A 23299-nucleotide genomic window follows, 5' to 3' on the forward strand; every position below is an offset into this window, starting at 1 on the left:
AGTCGTTCACTCAATCGGGGTGGGGGTGCAGGCGCGACCCGTGGCCGCGGCCTGGCGAATCGCTTCAACCAGCGCCAGGGTGCGCGCGGCATCGGCGGCACTGACCAGGGGCGCGACTTCGCCGCGGGCGACTTGGACGAAGTGCAGCAATTGCAAGCGCAGAGCCTCGCCCGGGTCAAAGGCTTCCTGCTGCATCAGCAAGGGTTGATGCCAACCCTCCCCGGCTTCGGCGTAATGCCAGCGCTTGAGCTGGGGAATGCTCAGCGCGCCCTCGGTGCCGGCCAGCAGGTAGCAAGGCTGATCGGCCTGGCGCGGGTACACCGGGTTCTCCCCGGCATCCAGCTCCCAGCTCCAGGGCGCGGCCGCGGCATCGGAACCGGTCAGGCTGCCCAGGGCGCCGTTGTCGAACTGCAACAGCACCGCGGCGCAATCTTCGTTGGCGTAGCCGCGCACGCTGTTGCTGGTGATGGCCTGCACTTGTCGCACTTCGCCACACAGGTGGCGCAACAGGTCCAGGTCGTGGATCAGGTTGGTCAGCAACATGCCGGCCCCGGCCTCGCGGCGCCAGGGAATATCGAAGTAGCTCTCGGGTTTGCGCAACTGCCAGAGCGCGGTGACGTTGGTCAGGCGACCCAGGGCGCCGCTGTGCACCAGAGCATGGGCACGGGCGATCAACGGGTTGTGTCGTCGATGGTGGCCCACCAGCACCGGCACGCCCGTGTTGCGCGATGCCGCCACCAGCTCGCGCACTTCATCCAGGTGCACACCCACGGGTTTTTCCAGCAGCACCGGCACGCCTGCAGCCAGGCAATCCAGGGCCGTGCTGACGTGGAGGTTGTTGGGATTGGCGACAATCACCGCATCCGGGCGCACGTCCTTGAGCAAGGTCCGGTGATCGCTGAAATGCGGCACCTGCCATTGCCCGGCAATGGCTTGCGCCTGGGGCCCGGGATCGGCCACGGCGCACAGCCGGGCCTCTGCCAGGGTATTGAGGTGCTGGTAGTGCTGCTGCCCCATGTTGCCGACGCCGATCAGGGCAATGCGCAGTGGCGGGTTCAATGGAAGATCCTCTTGTGATTGTTATAGGGACAATGAATTCCAAATATTTAGAACTCAGTTCCATTTTCATACAAGAGGGATAAAAAATACCGTCCGATTATCGAACGGCTTTGTGCCGAGCCGAGGCCCGTGTAGCCGCTGCCGCAGGCTGCGAACGGCTGTGCAACAGACGCGGCGATATCAAGGCCACCACCCGCCCGACGGTAAGTCGCCAGGCAAGGCCCTGCGGGCCTTTGCGCAGCCTCGCAGGCTCGGCAGCGGCTACAGAGGACAAGGCCATACCGAAGCCTTTGTAGCCGCTGCCGCAGGCTGCGAACGGCTGTGCAACAGACGCGGCGGTCTCAAGGCCACCACCTGCTCGACGGTAGATCGCCAGGCAAGGCCCTGCGGGCCTTTGCGCAGCCTCGCAGGCTCGGCAGCGGCTACAGGTTGAACAGTTCGGAAGCCTGGCTGGCGGCCGACAGCTCTTCGGCAAATCGCAGCAGCAACGGCGCCAGTTCATGCAGGCGCGCCAACGGTAGGCGCGCGCTGGGACCGGCGATGCTGAGCACGCCCACCACCCGGCCATCGATGGGATGGCGCACCACCGCGGCAATCGCCGAGGTGCCGACCGCCGAGCTTTCTTCGACCCAGGCATAGCCCTGCTCGCGGGCCAGACGCAGGCGCTCCAGCAACTCGATGTTCGAGCGCGGTGCATTGGGCCCCAGGTCCGCCGGGGGCTCCACACCCTGGCGTTCCACCAGCGACAACGCCTCGGCGTCACTCAGCGTGGCCAGCCAGGCATGCCCGGAAGCGGTGTAGAACAGCGGCGCCTCGCGGCCCATGTCCGGATCGTAGCGCAGGCCGGAACGGGCGCCCTGGGACTTGGCGATCCAGGTCTGGCGCTCGCCTTCGATCACCCCCAGGCGTACCAGCTCGCCGGACTCCTGGGCCAGACGATCGAGCACCGGCTGGACAATGTCGGCACCGCTGACCGCAAGGTAGCGAAAGCCCATGGCCACCAGCCGGGTGGACAGCTGGTAACGCAGGTTGTCCGGGTTCTGGCGCACGTAGCCCAGGCGAATCAACTCCGCCAGCAGGCGATGGGTTGCACTTTTGGGGATCTCCAGTTGTTCCGCCAGGGTCTGCAACGGCAGGCCGCGGGGATCACCGGTAAGACGTTCGAGAACGCTGAAGACGCGTTCGATTTGACTGCCAGCCATGGTCGGGTCCCGACAAAATTTGGCCGATTCTAGTGACAACGGGCCGGTTGGGGAACTGCGCGGCAGGGTTCGATGACCGCCCAGAAGCGACGAGGCCGGACCTTGGGGCCCGGCACAACGTCTTGTGCGCAGATTAGCCGAGCCCGGCTATTTTTTGGAACAGCCTTCCATAAACCAGTCAGGACCGAAGCTTGCCATCGGTGGCGGGACGCTGGGTCAAAAATCGAAGAACACCGTCTCGCCCTCACCCTGAATGCGGATATCGAAGCGGTAGGCGCGCTGGCCGTTCACTTCACAGGGGTGGGCCAGCAGGGTTTCCCGACGTTGCGGCTGCTCGATCAGGTTCAACACCGGGCACTGGGCGTTAGCCTCCGGCTCGTCGGCAAAGTACAGCCGGGTATGCAGGTGGATGTTGATGCCCCGGGCAAACAGCGACAGGTTGATGTGCGGCGCCATCGGCACGCCGGCGGCGTTGTTCACCACCCCGGGCTTGACGGTATGGAGGGTCCATTCCCCGGCATCGAAGGTGGTGGCGGTGCGGCCAAAGCAGTTGAAGGGCTTTTCCGTGTCGAACACCGGGTCGTAGACCCCGGCAGAATCGGCCTGCCAGAACTCCAGGAAGGAGTCGCGCACCAGGTGGCCGTTGCCGTCGTACACATGGCCGATCAGCAGAATCCGCTCGCCCGGCGCATCGGGCTTGGCCATCTGGTTCCAGATCTCCTCGGGACGGGTCGGATTTCCCGCCGCCGCCAGGGCCAGGCCGATGTGCACATAGGGGCCGGCCGTTTGCGAGGGGGTTTCAGGCAGCAATTGAACAGGCATGGCAGGCTCCTCAGCAGTTTTCGAAGTGGGTCTTGCGCTGGCCGCGCAGCACGATGTCGAAGCGGTAGGCCAGGCAATCCATGGGGTTGGCGTTGCCCATGTCCAGGCGCGCGATCAGACTCTGCACCGCGTCCGGGTTGGCGATGGACTTGACGATCGGGCACAGCGGGATCAACGGGTCGCCTTCGAAATACAGCTGGGTGATCAGCCGCGTGGCAATCGACGGGCCGCTGATGGAGAAGTGGATATGCGCCGGGCGCCAGTCGTTGGGACCGTTGCGCCATGGGTAAGGCCCGGGCTTGATGGTGCGGAAGCTGTAGTAGCCGTCACGGTCGGTGAGGGCTCGGCCGACGCCGCCGAAGTTCGGATCAAGGGGCGCCAGGTAGCGGTCGTTCTTGTGCCGGTAGCGGCCACCGGCGTTGGCCTGCCACATCTCCACCAGGGTGTGGGGGACCGGCTTGCCGTATTGATCGCAGACTCGCCCGGAAACGATGATCCGCTCCCCGATCGGCAAGCCGCCGTGGTTGAAGTTGAGCAGCAAGTCGTTATCAAAACGCCCGGTGCGCAAGTGGGAGAAGTCCGGGCCGCTGGTTTCACTGGCCGATTGCGGAATGCTCACCAGTGCCTGGCGCGGCGAGCGGGCGACGGAGGTCTTGTAGTCGGGGGTCAGGGCCTTGGGGTGCCAATTACGGTCGCGAATCACGAAGCGACTGTTGTCTGCATCAGACATGTCGATCTCCTGTTGTTTGATTTATGGAGCGCAGCCGGCGCAGTTTCAAACAAACCAGGAGTGGGGAAAATTGAAAAGCCGCCCGCCATCCATAACCAAAAGGTTATGGATAACTGCCCTCGTGATAGGCCCGCCCCACTTCCCTGAGCACGTCCACCGCCCATTGCGCCGCCAGGGACAGCGGCAGGCTGGCATTGCTGGAGATACCCACCGAACCGCCAGGCTCGCGCAGGCCCAGATCCAGCTCCTGCAACTCGCCATTGGCCAGATCCAGGCGCACCGCATCCAGTGGCGCTATCCACAGCGCATCGCTGGACAGGGTGTAGCGCCGGCTCAGGGCCACCGACAGGGTTTCCAGGCGTTGTTGCGACTGGGCGATACCGCACTGAATGAACAGGCTGTCGGCGTGCTTGCGAATGCTGGTGCCAGCCAGGGGCAGTACCAGCGGATAGGCGCTGAGCGCATCGCGATCCAGGGGCCCGGCCGCCAGGGGATGCTCGGGGCGGGCCACCAGGGTCATGGATTCGCTGTACAGGTGCTCGAAGTTCAGGCCGTGGATCTCCGGACTCTCGGTCATGCGGCCAACCACCAGATCCAGGTCACCGACTCGCAGTTGCGAAAGCAGATGAGCGCTGGGGCCGGTCAGCACACTCACGGTCAACGCCGAATGCCGCTGGTGCAGGCGCCGCATCACCTCCGGCAGCAGCAGGCTTTCCACCGTGGACAACACACCGATGCGCACCAGCCCGGCGGCGTATTCGCCGCCGCGCAAACTGCTGACGCCTTCGCGCAGGGCCTGCACCGAAGGCCCTGCATAGCGCAGGAAGGCTCGCCCGGCTTCGGTCAGGCTGAGCCCGGCCTTGCTCCTGGCAAACAGCCGAGTGTCCAGCAGCTCCTCCAGTTCCTTGAGGGTTTTCGACATTGCCGGCTGGCTCACCGACAGCACGTCGGCGGCCCGCGCCAGGCTGCCTTGGCGGGCCATTTCAAGAAAACACACCAAGTGACGGAATTTGATGCGGGTATCGATGTTCAATAGGAAGCCCCGAATGCGCCAGGAGCGGAGAGATCCGCGATCGGGCCATGGTAGCGTGCGCAAAAATCCCTGACGACCGGACTGGCGCCGCTGCATGCCAGCAGCAACACTGACCAGCAGAAAAAACGAGGACTCCCCCATGCTTTGGAAAAAAGGCCGGCGCAGCGACAACGTCGTGGATGCGCGAAATGACAGTGGTGGCGGCGGTGGTGGCGGCCTGCGTTTTGGCGGTGGCAAGGGGCTGAGCCTGACGGCGATCATCCTGATCGTCGGTATCGGCTGGGCCACCGGCCAGGACCCGCTGCAGATCCTCGGTCAACTGGTGGGCCAGAGCGGCCAGACTTCGGCCCCGGCCACCACCCAGGCGCGCAAGAGCCCACCGGCCAATGACGAGCAGGCGGAGTTCGTCCGCGCCATCCTCGGCGACACCGAAGACACCTGGGGCCAGATCTTCCAGCAGGCCGGCCGCCAGTATCAGGCGCCCAAGCTGATTCTGTTCCGTGGCCGGGTCAACTCCGCCTGCGGCTCCGCCACCTCTGCCAGCGGCCCCTTCTATTGCCCTGCCGATCAGCAGGTGTACCTGGACATGGACTTCTTCCGCGAGATGGCCCAGCGCTTTTCCGCTGCCGGCGACTTCGCCCAGGCCTACGTGATTGCCCATGAAGTCGGGCACCACGTACAGACCCTGCTGGGGGTCTCAGCGAAAATGCAGGCCGCACGCCAGCAAGGCCGGCAAATGGAAGGTGACGGCGGTCTACTGGTGCGCCAGGAATTGCAGGCCGACTGTCTGGCTGGGGTCTGGGCCTACCATGGGCAGAAGCGCCTGAACTGGCTGGAGCCCGGGGATGTGGAAGAAGCCCTGAACGCTGCCAATGCCATCGGTGACGACCGACTGCAGCAACAGGGCCAGGGCCGGGTCGTACCGGACTCCTTCACCCACGGCACCTCGGCGCAACGGGTGCGCTGGTTCAAGACCGGCTTCAGCCAGGGCCAGGTTGGCCAGTGCGACACCTTCGCCGCCAAGAGCCTGTAGATGGGCCGACTGCTGGCGGCATTACTGTGCCTGGGCTGCCTGGGCGCCCAGGCCGCGGAACACACAGTCAAGGTCGTCAGCCCCGAACGCCTGCCCCTGGAGGGCGGGCAACTGGCCCTGGGCCTGAGCCAGGACTGGCGCCAGCCACTGCCTGGGGTGCAGCGCGCGCTGATCATGGTTCACGGTCGGCTGCGCAACGCCCAGACTTACCTCAAGAGCGGCGAAAGTGCTTCACGACAAGCAGGGCAAAGCGCCGCAACCCTGGTGATCGCCCCCCAGTTTCTCAACCAGAGTGACATCGCCCGCCATCAGCTACCGGACGCGCTACTGCGCTGGAAAGGTAATGACTGGATGGCCGGCGAACCTGCTGCCGGCCCCGTGGCCATCAGCTCCTACGCGGTACTGGATGCCGTCCTCCAGCGTCTGCAGGACCGCCAGTTCTTTCCTGCACTCAAGGAAGTGGTGATTGCCGGCCACTCCGGCGGCGCCCAGGTGGTGCAGCGCTATGCCCTGACCACAGGGCAACATGCCGAGCTGAAGCAGTCCGGAATCGAACTGCGCTACGTGATCGCCAATCCGTCGTCCTACGCCTACTTCGATGCAACGCGCCCGGTGGCTTTCGAGCCGGCCAGTTGCCCGGGGTTCAACGACTGGAAATATGGCCTGAATCGGCTCCCGGCCTATGCCAGCGCCCCATCCCCGGCGCAGCTCGAACAAGGCTACGTGACACGCCACATCACCTACCTGCTGGGCCAGCAGGACATCGACCCCAACCACCCGGCCCTGGACAAGAGCTGCGCGGCCGAGACCCAGGGCGCCTACCGGCTGATTCGCGGGCACAACTACTTCGACTACCTGATGCGGCGTCACCCGCAAGGCTTGCCACAACGGCTGGTGGAAGTGCCCGGGGTCGGGCATGACGGCGACAAGATGTTCACCTCCCCCGCAGGGCAGGCGGCGCTGTTCAAGTAGAGAAAGGCGCTGTCTGAAATGACGCTTTCGCCGGCAAGGCGGTTCCTACAGGACGGGTAAGAACCGACTTATCAGCGAACAGGCCCTCAGGCCGACAGCAGTTCGCGCAACTGCGCGCAATCCCGGGCATGCCAGTCGGTCAGCTCCGGCCAGGGGTTGTCCGGCAGGTTCACCAGCACCGTGCGCGTTCCCGCGGCACGCCCGCAGTCCAGGTCGAAGCGGTAGTCACCGACCATGACCATGCGCTGCGGTGCCACATCCCAAGCCTCGGCCAGCTTGAGCAAACCACCGGGATGGGGTTTGGGCGGGGCCTCATCGCGCCCCAGCACATCAGCTTCGGCAAAGCAGTCCGCCAGGCCGATGGCTTCCAGGGTCACGTGGGCCAGCTCCCGGGCATTGCGGGTGAGTATGCCCAGGCGATAACCGCGTCCGGCCAGTTCCCGCACCAGTTCCACCGCACCCGGCGCCGGGCGCGAACCCAGGGCCAGGTCGCGCTCGTGCTCCAGCAGCCAGGCGTGCTTGGCCGCAGACTCCTCTGCCGGCAAGGCCGCCAGGTGAGTGAGGATGTCGTCCTCCGGAGGAATCGACAGCGCCTGGCGGATCGCCGCGAAATCATGCACGGCGATGGTCAGGGTGCCGTCCATGTCGAACACCCAATGTTCTATGTCTGAAAGACTCATGCCCAATCCTTGCGATGACGGATCAACCCTTCCTGAGTCACCGAGGCTACCAGTTGACCGGCACGGTTGAACACGCTGCCCCGGGAGAAGCCCCGGGAGTTACCGGCCCAGGGGCTGTCCATGGCGTACAGCAGCCAGTCGTCGGCCCGCAGGTCGGCGTGGAACCACAGGGCGTGATCGAGGCTGGCGACCTGCATGTCCTTCTGCCACACCGACTTGCCATGAGGCAGCATCGAGGTGGTCAGCAAGCCGAAGTCCGACGCGTAGGCCAGCAGGTACTTGTGCAGGGCCGGGATGTCCGCCAGGGCGCCGTCGGCGCGGAACCAGACGTACTTCACCGGGTCCATCGGCTGCGGGTTGTAGGGGTCCTTCTCGGTCACCGGGCGCACTTCGATGGGCTTGGGGCACAGCAGCTTCTCGCGCATGTGCTCGGGAATCAGGTGCGCACGCTGGGTGGTGATTTCCAGTTCCGACGGCAGGTTCTCCGGCCCGACCACCTGGGGCATGCTGTTCTGGTGCTCGAAGCCTTCTTCGTCGTACTGGAAGGAAGCACTGCAGGTGAAGATCGGGTTGCCCTTCTGAATCGCCGTCACCCGCCGGGTGCTGAAGCTGCCACCGTCGCGCACCCGATCCACCTGGTAGACCACTGGCAAGGCGGCGTCGCCGGGACGCAGGAAGTAGCCGTGCATGGAATGCACGTGGCGTGCCTCCTCTACCGTCTGACTGGCCGCGGACAACGACTGGCCGAGCACCTGGCCGCCAAACAGCTGGCGAAAACCCAGGTCCTGGCTGCGACCGCGAAACAGGTTTTCTTCAATGGCTTCCAGGGTCAACAGATCGACCAGATCATCCAGCACATGACTCATTCAGACTCTCCTCACACAGGGCAACACCGCGCAATCTCGGCTGCGGCGGTGATATCAATTGGGGCCAGGTATCTCGTCGGCACATTCTAAACGTGCGCGCCTGCTATCCATGCAAGGTTTCCAGCCATTGTTCGCGGGTAATGCGGTACAGCACATGCTCGCGCAACGGATGATCGGCGGCGAGTTTAGGGTGTTCGAAATCCTCCTGGGCCGCGTGATGCATGCCAATGGCCTGCATGACTTTCTGCGACGGCAGGTTATTGCGGGTGGTGAAGGCCACGACTTCGTCCAGGGCCAGTCGATCGAACGCGCAACGCAAGGCGGTCCAGGCCGCTTCGCTGGCATACCCCAGGCCCCAGTGTTCCCGGGCCAGGCGCCAGCCGATCTCCACCGCAGGGGTAAAGGTCGCTTCGAAGCCCACCTCCAGCAGCCCGGTAAAGCCGATAAAGGCACCGTTATCCTTACGTTCAAGCGCCCAGAGGCCAAAGCCATGTTCGGCGAAATGCCCGCGTATGCGCCCGATCAGCGCGGCACTTTCCAGACGACTCAAGGGCGCGGGAAAGTAGCGCATGACCTGCGGATCGGCACACATCGCGGCAAATGCCGGTAAATCATCGTCACGCCACTGGCGCAGCAGCAGACGCGCGCTTTCGAGTTGCAGTATTGGCTCCATCAGGCCCCTCCGTTTCCGTGGGTGCAAGTCTACATCGCTGGTAGGATCCTTCACGGGTTCCTCTAAGAAAATGCCATGTCATTGCCACTGATCTATCACGACGACTACAGCCCCGAGTTCCCGGCGGAGCACCGCTTTCCCATGGACAAGTTCCGCCTGCTGCGCGACCACCTGGTGGACAGTGGCCTGACCCACGATGCCGATCTGCTGCGCCCCGAGCTGTGCCCGGCCGAAATCCTCGCCCTGGCCCACGACCCTGGCTATATCGAACGCTACATGAGCGGCGAGTTGTCCCGGGAAGACCAGCGGCGTCTCGGCCTGCCCTGGAGCGAAGCCCTGGCCCGGCGCACGGTGCGCGCTGTCGGCGGCTCCCTGCTGACGGCCGAAAAGGCGCTGCAACATGGCCTGGCCTGCCACCTGGCCGGCGGCACCCACCACGCCCACTACGACTACCCGGCGGGGTTCTGCATCTTCAACGACCTGGCCGTGATCAGCCATTACCTGCTGCAAAGCGGGCGGGTGGGGCGGGTTTTGATCTTCGACTGTGACGTGCATCAGGGCGATGGCACCGCTCGGATCCTGCAACATACCCCCGACGCGGTGACCGTCTCGTTGCACTGTGAAAAGAACTTCCCCGCACGCAAGGCCCAGAGCGACTGGGATATCCCGCTGCCCATGGGCATGGGCGACGCCGACTACCTCAAGGTGGTGGACGACGCTCTCAACTACCTGCTGCCCCTGTATCAGCCGGATCTAGTGCTCTACGACGCCGGGGTCGACGTGCACCAGGACGATGCCCTGGGCTACCTCAAGCTCACCGATGCCGGCCTGGCCGAGCGTGACGAGCGGGTCATGAGCCACTGCCTGGGCCGCGACATCCCGGTGGTCGGCGTGATCGGCGGTGGCTACAGCAAGGACCGCCAGGCCCTGGCCCGACGCCACGGCATCCTCCACCACAGCGCACAACGCGTCTGGGAGTCGTCAGGCTGCTACTGAGCCCTTGCGGCCTTACCCACATCCACTGTGGAGCGGCTTGTGGATAACCTGGGAGAAAGCCTCTACAGCCCTTGCTCTACGGGGCTTCAAGGCTATCGCCTGTTTTTTGATCAATGTCACCAGACGGTCATGTTGTTGTGGATCGCTTACCCCCAATACCTGTGGAGCTGCCTGTGGATAACCTGAGTGAAAGGCGCTAGATCCCTTGCTCTGCAAGGCTTGTAGAGCGGTGTCTGTTTTTTGATCAGGGTAGCGACACACCTCCCTGGCGTTTTTCGACGCCCACACTCGTTGCCAGATAACGGTTTGCTCGATAAGCCAGGTGGGGCCGTAAACCTTTTCTGCCCCGCGAAGCTGTGCGTCGCGTCCTTGAGCCAGTCACTCAACCTCGCATCGGTAAAGCTCGATGGAGTTGCCGAAGCATCATGCAGTCGCACGATTATGTGCGTCATGGCTCCGCCACGCTGTTCACGGCCTGGACTCACTTCAGGGGCATTTGATTAGGAATATTGAATATCAACATCGGCATCAACAGTGGCTGGAAGTTTCTCAAGAAGATCAATCGAGAAATACCCAAGCATCTACAACTGCATTTGATTACCGACAACTACACCACCCACAAACATCCCAATATGAAAGCGTCGCTGGAAAAACATAAACACTTCCAAGTGCATTCCCCCCGACGTTCAGCTCTTGGATGAACATGGTCGAGCGCTTTTTCCGGGACATCACCGTGTATTTGTATGAGGGGACCACGTTTGCGAGTGATCAAAAGCAAGATCTCGCGATCTGACAAGCGCACTGGACATCGGGCTTGACGCGAGCAAATTTTATTATGTTGTCAGAATGAAAGCGTTAAAAACCTATTGGCAGTGCTGTATCATTTTTCAAAATCCACCATCAGATCCAGATAATACTGCGGCCGGACTGTCAGCACTCACTTGAAACAGGCTCATAACTATGCGGTTCTTAATAACTGGCGGTGCAGGGTATATCGGTTCACACACATTGCTGGAATTGCTTCAAGCAGGCCACGAGGCGGTGGTTCTGGATAACCTGTGCAATAGTTCCATGCTCTCGCTACAGCGCGTGCAACAAATTACCGGTAGCACCCCTGTATTTGTTCAAGGTGATGTTTGCGACCGCGCCATCCTTGACCGTATTTTTACCCAGCACGAGATTGATGTGGTACTGCACTTCGCTGGCCTGAAAGCCGTCGGTGAGAGCGTAAAGCAGCCCTTGTCCTACTATCAGAACAACGTGAGTGGCAGCATCACCTTGTGCCAGGCCATGGCCACCGCAGGCGTCTACCGCCTGGTGTTCAGTTCCTCCGCCACAGTGTACGGCGACCCGGTGCAGATACCGATTGTCGAGAGCTGCCCGCTGGGAACACCTACCAACCCCTATGGCACCTCCAAGTTAATGGTCGAAAAGATGCTGCAGGATATGGCAACTGCCGATCCACGCTGGTCAGTTGCCCTGCTGCGCTACTTCAATCCGGTGGGCGCACATCAGAGTGGACTTCTGGGCGAGGACCCCAACGGCCTGCCGGAAAATCTACTGCCCTACATAAGCCGTGTCGCAGTGGGAAAACTCGAAAGGCTTTCCATCTATGGCAACGACTATCCGACCCCCGATGGCACCGGTGTTCGGGACTACATTCATGTCGTTGATCTTGCCAAAGGGCACGTAGCAGCCGTGAACTACATTTCCCAGCACACCGGTATAAATGCCTGGAACCTCGGGACTGGGGTGGGTTACTCAGTACTGGAGATGATCCAGGCCTTTGAGGACGCCTCTGGCTGCAGCATTCCCCACACGTTCTCCCCACGTCGCCAAGGCGACATTGCGCAATGCTGGTCAGACCCGTCCAAGGCACTTCAGGATCTGGGCTGGAAGGCGGAGCTCGGGTTGAAGGAGATGATGGAGGATACGTGGCGTTGGCAGTCGAATAACCCAGATGGGTACCGGTAGTTTTAGATGAAGACTGCACTGGCCAGCGCGACTGCTTCATGCGTTTACGGGGTTCGTGCAGATTTAGTCAAGGACTTGGTTACTGCCGGTCATGACGTTGTACCAATGGCCGGCAACTCATCCAGCAACTGCTGTTCCCGAGCAGTGCTTACAATAACCACCCCTCCCATTTTCTAGGCTTTTTGATGTCCCCCTCCCCTACTTCCCACGTCGCGATCATCGGCGGCGGCCCCGCCGGCCTGATGGCTGCCGAGGTACTGAGCCAGGCCGGCGTTCGGGTCGATCTGTACGACGGCATGCCATCGGTGGGCCGCAAGTTCCTCCTGGCCGGGGTCGGTGGCATGAACATCACCCACTCCGAAGCCTACCCGGCCTTCCTCTCGCGCTATGCCGAGCGAGCCCCGCACATCGCCCCGCTGCTGCGCGAGTTCGGCGCCGAGGCCTTGTGCCAGTGGATTCACGGCCTGGGTATCGACACCTTCGTCGGCAGCTCGGGACGGGTCTTCCCCACCGACATGAAAGCCGCGCCGCTGCTGCGCGCCTGGCTCAAGCGCCTGCGCGACGCCGGGGTGGTTATCCACACCCGGCACCGCTGGCTGGGCTGGAATGCCGACGGCAGCCTGCGCATCCGGCACCCCGAAGGCGAGCGCGCGGTAGAGGCCGATGCCACCCTGCTGGCACTGGGCGGTGGCAGTTGGTCGCGCCTGGGTTCCGATGGAGCGTGGCTGCCCCTGCTGCAACAGCGCGGAGTGCAGGTAGCCCCCTTGCAACCAAGCAATTGCGGGTTCGAGGTCAGTGCCTGGAGCGAGTTGCTGCGCAGCAAATTCGCCGGAGCGCCGCTGAAGAACGTGGCCATTGGCCTCAATGACGACATCCCCCGGCTGGGGGAATGCGTGATCACTGCCAGCGGTATCGAAGGCAGTCTGATCTATGCCCTGTCGGCGCCGATCCGCGACAGCATCTACCAACACGGGCAAGCCACCATTCATATCGACCTGCTGCCGGGCAAGCCTCGGGACAAGGTCCAGGCCGCCCTGGCCAAGCCGCGTGGCTCGCGCTCCATGGCCAAGCACCTGCAGAGTCAGTTGGGGATCGAGGGGGTGAAAGCGGGGTTGCTGCGGGAGCTGACGGGCGCCGACACCTTCAACGATCCGGCGCGCCTGGCGGCGGCGATCAAGGCACTGCCCTTGACCCTGGTACGCCCACGGCCCCTGGACGAAGCCATCAGCAGCGCCGGCGGCGTCGCCTTCGAAGCGCTGGATGAAAGACTGATGCTGGAGCAACTGCCCGGGGTGTTCTGCGCCGGGGAAATGCTCGACTGGGAAGCCCCCACCGGCGGTTATCTGCTGACCGCCTGCTTTGCCAGCGGCCGTCGGGCCGGGCTGGGAATGCTGGAGTGGCTGCAACACCGGCCATAAATAGCTTCGCCGGCCAGCCGGCTCCTACGGGGGATTGTAGGAGCCGACTGGCCGGCGAAGAGGTCAGCACAATTCAGATCAAGGCTTGCGCTTGCGTGGCCCGGTGTTGAACGCCGGGACCTTGCGTACCGGTTTCACCGCCGGGGCTTCGGCCACTTCACCACTGTCCACCCACTTGCCCAGGTTGCGCTTGCCGCCACCGCCGGACGTTTTCGGTTTCTTGGGCTTTTTCGGTTTTTTCACCACCTGACCGCTGGCGTCGGTTTCCGGTACCCGGTGCTCGGGCTCGAAATCCTGCTCTTCATGGCGCTTCAAGGTCTGGCGAGTGAGCATCTCGATTGCCGACAGTAGGTTGACTTCGTCGGCACACACCAGGGAAATCGCCTCACCGGTAGAGCCGGCACGGCCGGTACGACCGATGCGGTGGATGTAGTCCTCAGCGACGATCGGCAGGTCGAAGTTGACCACCAGCGGCAGGTCTTCGATGTCCAGGCCACGGGCCGCCACGTCGGTGGCCACCAGGATCTGGATCTCGCTGGCCTTGAACCGGTCCAGGGCGCGCTGGCGCGTGGCCTGGGGCTTGTCGCCATGGATGCCGTCGGCGTTCACGCCCTGGCCCTGAAGCTTTTCCACCAGCGCATCCACGCCGTTGCGGGTCTTGGCGAACACCAGCACCTGCTTCCAGCGGTTCTTGCGCAGCAGGTGGCTGAACAGCTCCGGCTTGCGCTTCTTGTCCACCGGCACCACCCATTGCTTGACCGTGTTGGCGGCCACATTGCGCGGACTGACCTCGATGCTCAGCGGGTCGTTGAGCATCTGCCCGGCCAGTTGGCGGATGGCGTCGGAGAACGTGGCGGAGAACAGCAGGGTCTGGCGCTTCTTCGGCAGCGCGGCATAGATGCTCTTGAGCTCCTCGGAGAAGCCCAGATCCAGCATGCGGTCGGCCTCATCCAGCACCAGGGTCTGCAACTGGTTGAACTTCACCGCGTTCTGGCGGAACAGGTCCAGCAGGCGCCCCGGGGTCGCCACCAGCAGATCGATACCTTTGCGCAGCTTCATCATCTGCGGGTTGATGCTGACCCCGCCGTACACCGCGTAGGTGCGCAGCGGCAGGTGCTCGGCGTACTGACGCACGCTTTCGTGAACCTGTTCGGCCAGCTCCCGGGTCGGCACCAGGATCAGCGCGCGCACCGAGTTGCTGTCGACCTTCGGCCCTTCCATGGTCAGCAACTGCAGCAGCGGCAAGGCAAAACCGGCAGTCTTGCCGGTGCCGGTCTGGGCCGCCGCCATCAGGTCACGACCGCCCAGCACCGCCGGAATGGCTTGTGCCTGTACCGGGGTCGGGGTCTGGTAGCCGAGGGTTTCAAGGGCGCGCAGCAAGGGGTCGATCAGGCCAAGAGTGGCGAATGTCATTGGGGGTACCGTAGGAAAAAGTCAGCACAGGGAGGCAATGGCCGGCAGTTTACCGCACTTTTGCGCGCTTGCTTTCCCGACCGCCGCTTGGCATCTCCGGCCATCCACCGTCTCGTACATGACCGAAAAGGCCTGGCGGACATGTACAAGCAACAGGTCGATTCATAAGATTCATCGCGCCGGCAAACCTCCCAAACACACCTCATCAGCGCCTGTCACTCAACGATTCCCCAAACAGGTTTCGCACTGCGCTGTGCCTTTCCTGGAGTGGTTATGCCCCACCGCACATTGCCTCCCCTTTCCCTGGCCGACGCCATCCGCGCAGCCGGCCTGGGTGCCGTCCTGCTCATGCCCTTGGCCAACCCGGCCCTGGCCGACGAGACATCACCCGCCACATCTGCCGTTGCCAGCGCCGCGGTGATCAGCGGCCCGTTCATCGACATCCAGGCCTTGAACCCCGATCCCAGGCTGCGTAACGCGCCTGCCGCCAGTACCGAGCGCCTGACCCAGGCCACCGGACTGAGCATCGGCGCCCTGCGCCTGGATCAGGACGATCGCTTCAAGGACATCAAGGTCCTGGTGGGCCGGGCCCAGGGCCCCGCTCGCCTGGCATTCGGTGAAAGCAATGTCATCGTCACTGCCCGCAGCGACGGCAGCTTCATTGCCCTGCTGCCCAATGCCACCATTCGCGGCGATGCCAATGGCCAGCAGACGCTGATCCCCGCCGAAACCAGGCACTCCCATGCGCCCGGCAACATCGACTATGTGCAGTCCGAGCAAGCCCAGGAGCCCAACCTGCTGCAGACTCGCAACGGCCAGCGCAGCTTTCAGGTCGACCGCAACGCCCAGGGCGAAACCGTCATCGACCTGCTGGCCGGTTTCTCCCAGGCCGCCGCCGACTACATCGGCGACCACGAAGCCTACGCCCTGGCCCAGGTCGCCTCGGTCAACCATGCCTTGCGCCAGTCACAGATCGAAGGGGTACGCCTGCGCCTGGTGGGCACCCAGGTGATTGCCGAGGATCACCCGATCACCTCCGGCCCCGACGGCACCATGCGCAAGGTCAGCACCTTGTTCGCCGAAGGCATGCGGCAATACAGCCCCGACCTGGTGACCGGGTTCTTCGTCGGCACCCCGGGGGTCGACACCATGCTCGGCTGGGGCAATATCAACGGCCGCTACTCGATCAACAACATCAAGTCCCCCACCACCTTCCGCCACGAGGTGGGGCACAACATCGGCGGCGATCATTGCTCGGACGGCAGCAGCGACCGTTTCGGCTACCACAACGGCCGGGTGGGCACGATCCTGTGTGGCAACCACGTGGGCTACTACTCCAACCCGGAGGTCAGGGACAACCTGGGCGTGCCCCTGGGCCAGCTGGGCACCGCCAACATGGCCCGCCTGTGGCGTGAAGGCGCCCAGCGCATGTCCGCCTACAGCCCGGCGGTGATTCCCATGGATCACGAGGAAGCCCAACCGCTGCTGAGCAAATCCATCGACCTGCGACGGGACGCGATCCACTACGAGGCCCTGGACATTCCCGAAGGCACCGAGCGCCTGGCGTTGTCGATCAACCACGGCCCGCGCCATGAACGCGCGGGCAAGGTGCAACTGCTGCTCAAGCACGGCACCCGCCCCAGCGCCAGCGACTATGACTACCGCTCCCTGGAAAACCATGGCGTCGCCCTGGGGGTCAATCATCCCAAGCCCGGACGCTGGTACGTCGGGGTACGAGCCGAGAAGAACAAGAGCGCCAGCGACCAGTTGCTCGAAGGCCATGTCTTCGCCAAGACCCGGGAAACCAGCCAGGCTCGCTACCTGCGCTTTGTCGCCACGTCGTCGATCAACGGCAGCAACGTCGCCAGCATCGCCGAACTGCTCCTGGCCGACGCCAAGGGCAAGCCGCTGCCAAGAAGCGGCTGGCGCGTCCACTCGGTCAACGGCAAGACCTCCGGCATCGACAACAGCCTGTGGTTCGTCGATGGCAAACCGAGCTCGTACTGGAGTTCGGGCAGCGCCCGCTATCCCCACGAGATCATCATCGACCTCGGAGCAGAGCGGGGCTTCTCCTCCTTGAACTACCTGCCGCGGCAAAACAACGATGCCGCCGGCAACATCAAGGGCTACGAAGTGTATGGCGGCGACAGCCCGACCAGCGCCTGGGCGCTGCTGGCCAAAGGCGAGTTCAGTGCCGACAACGAGGTCAAGTCCGTTGCCCTCAAGCCAGTCGAGGCCAGCCTGCCACCTGTCGCCGTGATCAGCGGTCGTAGCCAGGCCAACGCCGGTGAACGGGTGCTGCTGGATGCCTCGGGCTCCAGCGACCCACAAGGCAAAGCCTTGAGCTTTGCCTGGCAAGTCACGCCGGCACTGGACTTCAGCCATGACGGCGCAAGCGTCAGCTTCAACGCCCCGCAGCTCAAGCAGGACACCCGCTACCGCTTCACCCTGAGCGTGGACAACGGCCAGAAAACCGCCACCGCCGAGCACAGCGTCACGGTCCTCGCCCCACCGCAAACGGCGCCCGGCTGCACAGCTGCCTGGAATCGCAGCAAGGCCTACCTGGGCGGTCAGAAAGTCAGCCACAACGGGCGCTTCTTCCTCGCCCGCTGGTGGACCCAAGGCCAGGAGCCGGGCAATCCGGCGTTCACCGGGCCGGACTTCAGCGGCAAGGTCTGGAACGACCTCGGCCCCTGTCACTGACAGCCGCCGGGGGCTTCACGCCCCCGGCAACCAGCCCCCTTCCCCCAGCACAGGCGACGGCCCCTGCGGCCGCTGCCTGCGTGACCTCGCCAACCTCTCTGTGGCACCGCACCCATGCTGTTGTTTAGCGGCCTGGACGCTCCGCCCCACCCACTCCGGCGATCCTGCCAGGCACCTAGGACCGGTACGAAAAGCCCCCTGTTCGATGTACGCCCGGAGCGCCCCTGCCTATGATGCCCTCCGCCGGCAAAACTCCTTATCCACCTTCTCAGCGCGGACGCTTTAGCGGTCCTGTTCGCCAGGTTTCGCACCGCGCCGAGACTTTCCAGGAATAGTTATGTCGAGCTTCAGATTGACTGCCTTGTCCCGCGCTACCCGCCTATGGGGCGCCAGCCTGGGCGCCGCCCTGCTCTTGCCCCTGGGCATGGTGCAGGCCGATGTCGGCCAGCCCACTCCCGATGCGACTCAGGGCGCGACGGTGACCCAGGGTCACTTCATCAACCTGCCGATGCCCGGTGCCAGGGCCATGCCATTCGGCGCGGCCGAAACCGGCACCGAACAGCTGCAACAGGTCACCGGGATGCGCATCCGCAGCCTGGTCCCGCAACAGGACGATACCTTCAAGGATCTGCGGGTCATGACCGGCCAGCTGGAAGGACGTGCCCGTACCCTCAGCGCCCCCGGAGAGATGACCCTCGCCGCGCGTCCCGACGGCAGCTTTCTCGCCCTGTTGCCGGACGCCAATGCGATCATTCGCGGCGACGCCAACGGCCAGCAGTCGTTGATCCACCTCGACCCCGGGGCGGCCTTTGACCCGTCGAGCGTCGACTACATCGCCAATGACGGCAGCGAGCCGCCAGCCCAGAAGGAATCACGCAGCGGCCTGCGCAGTTTCCAGGTCGACCGCAACGTCCAGGGCGAAACCGTGATCGACCTGCTGGCCGGGTTCTCCCAGGCCGCCGCCGACTATATCGGTGACCACGAAGCCTACGCCCTGGTCCAGGTAGCCTCGGTCAACCGCGCCTTGCAACAGTCCAAGGTGCAGGGCGTGCGCCTGCGCCTGGTGGGCACTCAAGTTGTGCCAAAGGATGTCGCCATCACCAGCCCCAACGTGAATCAGGTGCGCAACGTCTTCGCCGAAGGCATGCGCCGCTACAGCCCGGACGTGGTCGCCAGCTTCGTCGTTGGCATCCCCGGGGAGAACACCGCTGTGGGTTGGGGCCAGCTACCCGGGCGCTACACCATCAACTCCATCAAATCGTCCACCGTGTTCCGTCACGAACTGGCCCACAACATCGGCGGTAGCCACTGCTCCGATGGCAGCCACTACCGCTTCGGTTACAACAACGGTCGGGTCGGCACTATCCTCTGCGGCAACCATGTGGGCTATTTCTCCAACCCGGACGTCAAGGACAGCCGCGGCGTGCCGCTGGGCAACGCGACAACCGCCAACATGGCCCGGGTCTGGCGGGAAAACGCGGCGCTGATGTCGGCCTACAGCCCTTCCGTGATTCCGCTCGAACAGGAGCAAAGCACCTCGATCCTCAACCAGAAAGTCAGCCTGGCCAGCGGTCAGACGCGCTACTTCCCGGTGGATGTGCCCGAAGGCACCCGGCGCCTGGTATTCACCGTGGTGGACGGCGAACTTACCGAGAAGGCCGGCCAGATCCAGTTGCTGCTCAAGCGCGGCGCCCAGCCCAGCGGCTCGAGCTACGACTATCGCTCGGCACGCAGCCACAACGTCTCCCTGGGGGTCAACAACCCGCAGCCGGGACGCTGGTACCTGGCGGTCAACACCGACCACCGCGCCACCCAGGACCAGGTGCTTGAAGGCCACGCCTATGGCCTGACCCAGGACACGGCCCAGGGCCGCTACCTGAAATTCGTCGCCACCTCCGCGGCGGACGGCAAGGACAACGCCAGCGTCGCCGAACTGCTGCTGGTGGATGCCAAGGGCAAGGCCCTGCCCCGCAATAGCTGGAAGGTCATGTCCACCAGCAGCGCGGTGCCTGGCGCAGCGGTCGGCAACCACGCCATCGACGGCAACCCCAACTCCTACTGGAGCACGGCGGCGGGGGCGCGCTACCCCCATGAAATACTGATCGACCTGGGAGCCGACAGCCGCTTCTCGCAACTGCACTACCTGCCGCGCCAGGACGCCGGCCTGAGCGGCAACATCAAGGGCTATCAGGTCTACGGCAGCAGCAGCGTGAACGGCGGCTGGACCCTGCTGGCCGACGGCGAATTCAGCGCCGACAACGAGGTCAAGGCCGCGTCCCTCAAGCCCGTGAATGCCGGTGAACCTCCGGTGGCGGTGATCAGCGGCAAGACCGAAGCCAACGCCGGGGACAGGATCGTCCTCGATGCCTCGGCCTCCAGCGATCCCCAGGGCAATGCCCTGAGCTTCGCCTGGGAAGCCTCGCCGCGCCTGGACTTCGACTACGACGGCGCGCGCATCAGCTTCACCGCGCCCGAGCTGCAGGAAGACACCCGCTACCGTTTCACCCTGACCCTGAGCAACGGCAAGCAGAGCAGCACCCGGACCCACGAGATGCTGATCAAGGGCAAGGCCGGCACCGCCAGTTGCAAACCGGAATGGACGCTCAGAGGCACTTACGTCGGCAACGATGTGGTGCAGTGGAAAGGTCGTCAGTACCAGGCTCGCTGGTGGACCTCCGGCGCCGAGCCGGGCCTGGCCAGCACCACCGGCCCGGACGGCGCCGGCAAGGTCTGGCGGGACCTGGGCCCGTGCCAGAGCGAGGGTGAGAAACCGGTCGAGCCACCGGTGGAGGAAGTCAAACCGCCGGTAGCGGTCATCGGCGGCGCGAGCGAGGCCAAGCCCGGAGAAACCGTGTACCTCAACGCCACAGGGTCCAGCGACCCGGCGGGCCTGAAGCTCAGCTACAGCTGGAGCATCAGCCCCAGCGTCGCCTTTGACGCCGCAGGCACCCTGATGAAGTTCGTCGCCCCGAAGGCCGAGCAGGATGTCACCTACAACGTCAACCTGACGGTGAACAACGGCAAGCACAGCGCCACCCGCACCCATCAGGTCAAGGTCCTGGCCGAGAAGCCGGCGCCGGTCAAGCCGCCGGTGGCGAGCATCGCCGGCGTCAGCCAGGCCAAGGGCGGTGAAACGGTGACCCTGGATGCCGCAGGCTCCAGCGATCCGGCCGGTCTGGCGCTGAGCTACCAATGGACCGTGACGCCCAGCGTCGCCTTCCAGGCCTCGGGGTCGAAACTGACCTTTGTCGCGCCCAAGCGCGACAAGGACACCAGCTACCGCTTCACCCTGAACCTGGGCAACGGCAGCCACACGGTCAGCCGCGACCATAGCGTGACCGTGCTGGCCGACAGCGTGGAGTCGCCAGCCGGTTGCCTGGGCGCCTGGAGCCGTCAAGGTACCTACCTGGCCAACGACAAGGTCAGCCACAACGGCCGCTACTACATCGCCCGCTGGTGGACCAAAGGCAACGAGCCGTCTGCTGCCAGTGTCGGTGGCGAAGGCAGTGGCAAGGTCTGGCGCGACGCCGGCGCCTGTAACTGATGCCTGAGGCGTGACCGCTTGCTCCGCAATCCGGTCACCCTTTCCCGGCCACTTCAGGTAAAAGGATGGGCGGCGACTGCCATCAGTCGTCGTCCGCCCTCTGCCGCTGAACGCCGTCGACTCCTCCAAGGCGCGCCCCCACTGGCAGAACACCGATGCTTTGCCAATGGAGATCCGAATGCGCAAATCTGCCCTGTCCGCATGGATGCTAGCGGGCCTTTCCCTGTGCCTGTCCCAGGTGCAGGCCGCCGAACTCATCGGCTTTCGTGAAGTGACGCTGGCGGACGCCAGTCAGCAGCGCCCCCTGCATGTCGCCCTCTGGTACCCCACCACGGCCACCGTCCCTCTCCTGCCATCGGCTGAAAACCCGATTTTCCAGGGTGTAGCGACCATCAAGAATGCCGCCCCTAGCGGCTCTGCCCATCCGCTGGTGGTGCTGTCCCATGGCTATCGCGGCAACTGGCGCAATCTCAGCTGGCTGGTATCGAGCCTGGTGGACCAAGGCTATATAGTCGCGGCTCCCGACCATCCGGGCACCACCACATTCGACCAGCGCCCCGCGGAAGCCGCCAAGCTCTGGGAGCGCCCGCGTGACCTGAGCCGGGTCATCGACAGGCTCACCCGCGATAACACCCTGGCCGGCACGGTCAACCCGCAGCGCATCGCCGCCATCGGCCACTCCCTGGGCGGCTGGACGGTCACCGCGCTGGCCGGCGCCCGCTACAGCCCGGAACGTTACCTGGAGGAATGCCGGCTGCATCCCAATCCACGCCTTTGCCACATAGCTCCGGAACTGGGAATCACCGCGCAAAATCAGGGCCCGCTGAGCACCGATCTGCGGGACACGCGAGTCAAGGCCGTCGTTGCGCTGGACCTGGGGTTCGCCCGCGGCTTTACCCCCGAAAGTTTGTCGACACTGCACACACCGGTTCTGGTCCTGGGGGCCGGAGTGAACATCGCGGACATGCCCGTGGAAGAAGAGTCGGGCTATCTGAACGCCCATCTGGCGTCCCCGCCTTCGCGCTATGAGGTCCTGGCCAATGCCAGCCACTTCAGCTTCATGCAAGTCTGCAAGCCAGGCGCCGTGGCCCTGCTCAAGGAAGAGGCGCCTGGGGATGAGATTATCTGCCGCGATGGCGATGCCGGTGATCGCCAGGGCATCCACCGGCAGGTGGCAAAGCTGATCGGCGACTTTCTGGATCAGAAGCTTGCCGGCCAACCACCGGCAGGCTGATCAGACAACCTCTTGCTGAGGAGCGGCTTTCGGCTTGCGCCACTGGGGCAGGCCGATCAGTACCACCGCGCTGATGATCACCAGCATGGCCAGGCCCTCCTCGATGCCGATGGTTTCACCGACAAAGACGATCCCCAGCAGCACCGCCACCGCCGGATTGACGTAGGCATAGCTAGTGGCCGCGGCCGGCCGCACGTGCTTGAGCAGGTACATGTAGGCGTTGAAGGCGATGATCGACCCGAAGCCGGCCAGATAGGCCAGGGCCAACCAGCCTTCCAGGGGCGGCATGGCGTCCAGATGCTCGCCGCTCAAGACGCTGCCGATCATCAGCACCACGCCACCGACGAGCATTTCCGCAGCGCTGGCCATGGCCCCCTGAGGCAGCGGCAGGTGCCTGCTCCACACTGAACCGAAGGCCCAGGCCGCAGCGGCGAAGAGCAACAAGGCCGCACCCAGCGGGCTGGATTGCAGGTTGGAACCCAGGTTGAGCATGCCGATACCGATCATCCCGAGGATGATCCCGGCCCACTCCAGACGCGTATTGCGTGCACCCCAGAAATAGCCGCAGAGCAAGGTGAACAAAGGCACCGTGGCCACCGCCAGGGCCGCCACTCCAGAGGTCACCCCGGAGTGTTCGGCCAGCGTCACCGCACCGTTGCCGCAACTGAGCAGCAACACGCCGATGATCCCCGCGGCCTTCCATTGCGCCCAGGTCGGTGCCGGAACCCCGCGCCAGCGCAGGAAGGCATACATCAAGCTGCCGGCGATGATGAAACGCACACCGCCGAGCATCAACGGTGGCCAGTACTCGACGCCGATGCGGATCACCAGATAGGTCGACCCCCAGATCACGTACAGGGCAAAAAAGGCGGCAATCAACGGCAAGGGAAAACGGCTTTGGCCAGGCATGGGGGCAGCTCGGAGCAGGCAGGGGGAGAACTATTCTA

General features: G+C 64.1%; 18 protein-coding genes and 1 pseudogene. 9 read left to right on the top strand and 10 right to left on the bottom strand.

Annotated features, from left to right (window positions below):
* Positions 1 to 6: 6 nt before the first annotated feature.
* The 5 genes from ACMGF8_RS00710 to pcaQ all read right to left on the bottom strand — a co-directional run bounded on the left by ACMGF8_RS00710 (position 7) and on the right by pcaQ (position 4846).
* Positions 7 to 1059 (bottom strand): Gfo/Idh/MocA family protein, encoded by a 1053-nt coding sequence (locus ACMGF8_RS00710; protein WP_416758384.1) that lies wholly within the window; start codon positions 1057 to 1059, stop codon positions 7 to 9.
* Positions 1060 to 1481: 422 nt separating this feature from the next.
* Positions 1482 to 2261, bottom strand: a complete 780-nt coding sequence (locus ACMGF8_RS00715; protein ID WP_207166600.1) for an IclR family transcriptional regulator — start codon at positions 2259 to 2261, stop codon at positions 1482 to 1484.
* 216 nt (positions 2262 to 2477) lie between these two features.
* Positions 2478 to 3083, bottom strand: a complete 606-nt coding sequence (gene pcaG, locus ACMGF8_RS00720) for a protocatechuate 3,4-dioxygenase subunit alpha (protein WP_102865394.1) — start codon at positions 3081 to 3083, stop codon at positions 2478 to 2480.
* Between the two features lie 10 nt (positions 3084 to 3093).
* Complete coding sequence (gene pcaH / locus ACMGF8_RS00725) at positions 3094 to 3813, bottom strand: protocatechuate 3,4-dioxygenase subunit beta (protein ID WP_416758387.1); 720 nt, start codon at positions 3811 to 3813, stop codon at positions 3094 to 3096.
* A gap of 103 nt (positions 3814 to 3916) precedes the next feature.
* Complete coding sequence (gene pcaQ, locus ACMGF8_RS00730; protein WP_416758389.1) at positions 3917 to 4846, bottom strand: pca operon transcription factor PcaQ; 930 nt, start codon at positions 4844 to 4846, stop codon at positions 3917 to 3919.
* Between the two features lie 139 nt (positions 4847 to 4985).
* On the opposite strand from pcaQ, the gene ACMGF8_RS00735 reads away from it, so the two are divergent.
* Entirely contained in the window at positions 4986 to 5879 is an 894-nt protein-coding gene (locus ACMGF8_RS00735) for a neutral zinc metallopeptidase (RefSeq protein ID WP_110596228.1), read from the top strand.
* Positions 5880 to 6851, top strand: a complete 972-nt coding sequence (locus ACMGF8_RS00740) for a hypothetical protein (protein ID WP_102865390.1) — start codon at positions 5880 to 5882, stop codon at positions 6849 to 6851.
* Between the two features lie 86 nt (positions 6852 to 6937).
* Here ACMGF8_RS00740 and ACMGF8_RS00745 read toward each other — a convergent pair whose 3' ends face one another.
* From ACMGF8_RS00745 to ACMGF8_RS00755, 3 genes are all read right to left on the bottom strand, one after another.
* On the bottom strand, positions 6938 to 7531 hold the full coding sequence (locus ACMGF8_RS00745) for an HAD family hydrolase (RefSeq protein WP_102865389.1): 594 nt from the start codon (positions 7529 to 7531) through the stop codon (positions 6938 to 6940).
* Positions 7528 to 8397 (bottom strand): acyl-CoA thioesterase II, encoded by an 870-nt coding sequence (tesB, locus tag ACMGF8_RS00750; protein WP_102865388.1) that lies wholly within the window; start codon positions 8395 to 8397, stop codon positions 7528 to 7530. The genes ACMGF8_RS00745 and tesB overlap by 4 nt, the downstream gene beginning before the upstream one ends.
* A gap of 103 nt (positions 8398 to 8500) precedes the next feature.
* A complete protein-coding gene (locus ACMGF8_RS00755) occupies positions 8501 to 9070 on the bottom strand; it encodes a GNAT family N-acetyltransferase (RefSeq protein WP_060841221.1) in 570 nt (189 codons plus the stop codon).
* A 75-nt stretch (positions 9071 to 9145) separates the two neighbouring features.
* Between ACMGF8_RS00755 and ACMGF8_RS00760 the strand changes: the two genes are divergently transcribed.
* From ACMGF8_RS00760 to ACMGF8_RS00775, 4 genes and pseudogenes are all read left to right on the top strand, one after another.
* On the top strand, positions 9146 to 10066 hold the full coding sequence (locus ACMGF8_RS00760) for a histone deacetylase (protein WP_102865386.1): 921 nt from the start codon (positions 9146 to 9148) through the stop codon (positions 10064 to 10066).
* 300 nt (positions 10067 to 10366) lie between these two features.
* Positions 10367 to 10856: pseudogene (locus tag ACMGF8_RS00765) on the top strand (transposase); the annotation flags it as partial.
* Positions 10857 to 11026: 170 nt separating this feature from the next.
* Positions 11027 to 12040: a UDP-glucose 4-epimerase GalE gene (gene galE / locus ACMGF8_RS00770; protein WP_102865385.1), complete on the top strand. Its 1014-nt coding sequence runs from the start codon at positions 11027 to 11029 to the stop codon at positions 12038 to 12040.
* A 185-nt stretch (positions 12041 to 12225) separates the two neighbouring features.
* Complete coding sequence (locus tag ACMGF8_RS00775; protein ID WP_416758393.1) at positions 12226 to 13458, top strand: TIGR03862 family flavoprotein; 1233 nt, start codon at positions 12226 to 12228, stop codon at positions 13456 to 13458.
* Between the two features lie 78 nt (positions 13459 to 13536).
* On the opposite strand, the gene ACMGF8_RS00780 is transcribed toward ACMGF8_RS00775, so the two are convergent.
* The gene (locus ACMGF8_RS00780; protein ID WP_416758395.1) at positions 13537 to 14871 is read right to left on the bottom strand and encodes a DEAD/DEAH box helicase; all 1335 of its coding nucleotides are present in this window, start codon (positions 14869 to 14871) and stop codon (positions 13537 to 13539) included.
* A 273-nt stretch (positions 14872 to 15144) separates the two neighbouring features.
* On the opposite strand from ACMGF8_RS00780, the gene ACMGF8_RS00785 reads away from it, so the two are divergent.
* The 3 genes from ACMGF8_RS00785 to ACMGF8_RS00795 all read left to right on the top strand — a co-directional run bounded on the left by ACMGF8_RS00785 (position 15145) and on the right by ACMGF8_RS00795 (position 22352).
* Positions 15145 to 17574 carry a discoidin domain-containing protein gene (locus ACMGF8_RS00785; protein ID WP_416758397.1) on the top strand — a complete coding sequence of 810 codons (2430 nt, stop codon included), beginning with the start codon at positions 15145 to 15147 and terminating at the stop codon, positions 17572 to 17574.
* A gap of 337 nt (positions 17575 to 17911) precedes the next feature.
* Positions 17912 to 21118 carry a discoidin domain-containing protein gene (locus ACMGF8_RS00790; protein WP_416758398.1) on the top strand — a complete coding sequence of 1069 codons (3207 nt, stop codon included), beginning with the start codon at positions 17912 to 17914 and terminating at the stop codon, positions 21116 to 21118.
* Positions 21119 to 21296: 178 nt separating this feature from the next.
* Positions 21297 to 22352 carry an alpha/beta hydrolase family protein gene (locus tag ACMGF8_RS00795; protein ID WP_416758400.1) on the top strand — a complete coding sequence of 352 codons (1056 nt, stop codon included), beginning with the start codon at positions 21297 to 21299 and terminating at the stop codon, positions 22350 to 22352.
* On the opposite strand, the gene yedA is transcribed toward ACMGF8_RS00795, so the two are convergent.
* Complete coding sequence (gene yedA / locus ACMGF8_RS00800; protein ID WP_102865379.1) at positions 22353 to 23261, bottom strand: drug/metabolite exporter YedA; 909 nt, start codon at positions 23259 to 23261, stop codon at positions 22353 to 22355. It lies immediately after the preceding gene.
* Positions 23262 to 23299 lie beyond the last annotated feature (38 nt).

Source organism: Pseudomonas sp. BNK-7 (genome assembly GCF_048072025.1).
GTDB lineage: Bacteria > Pseudomonadota > Gammaproteobacteria > Pseudomonadales > Pseudomonadaceae > Aquipseudomonas > Aquipseudomonas danubii.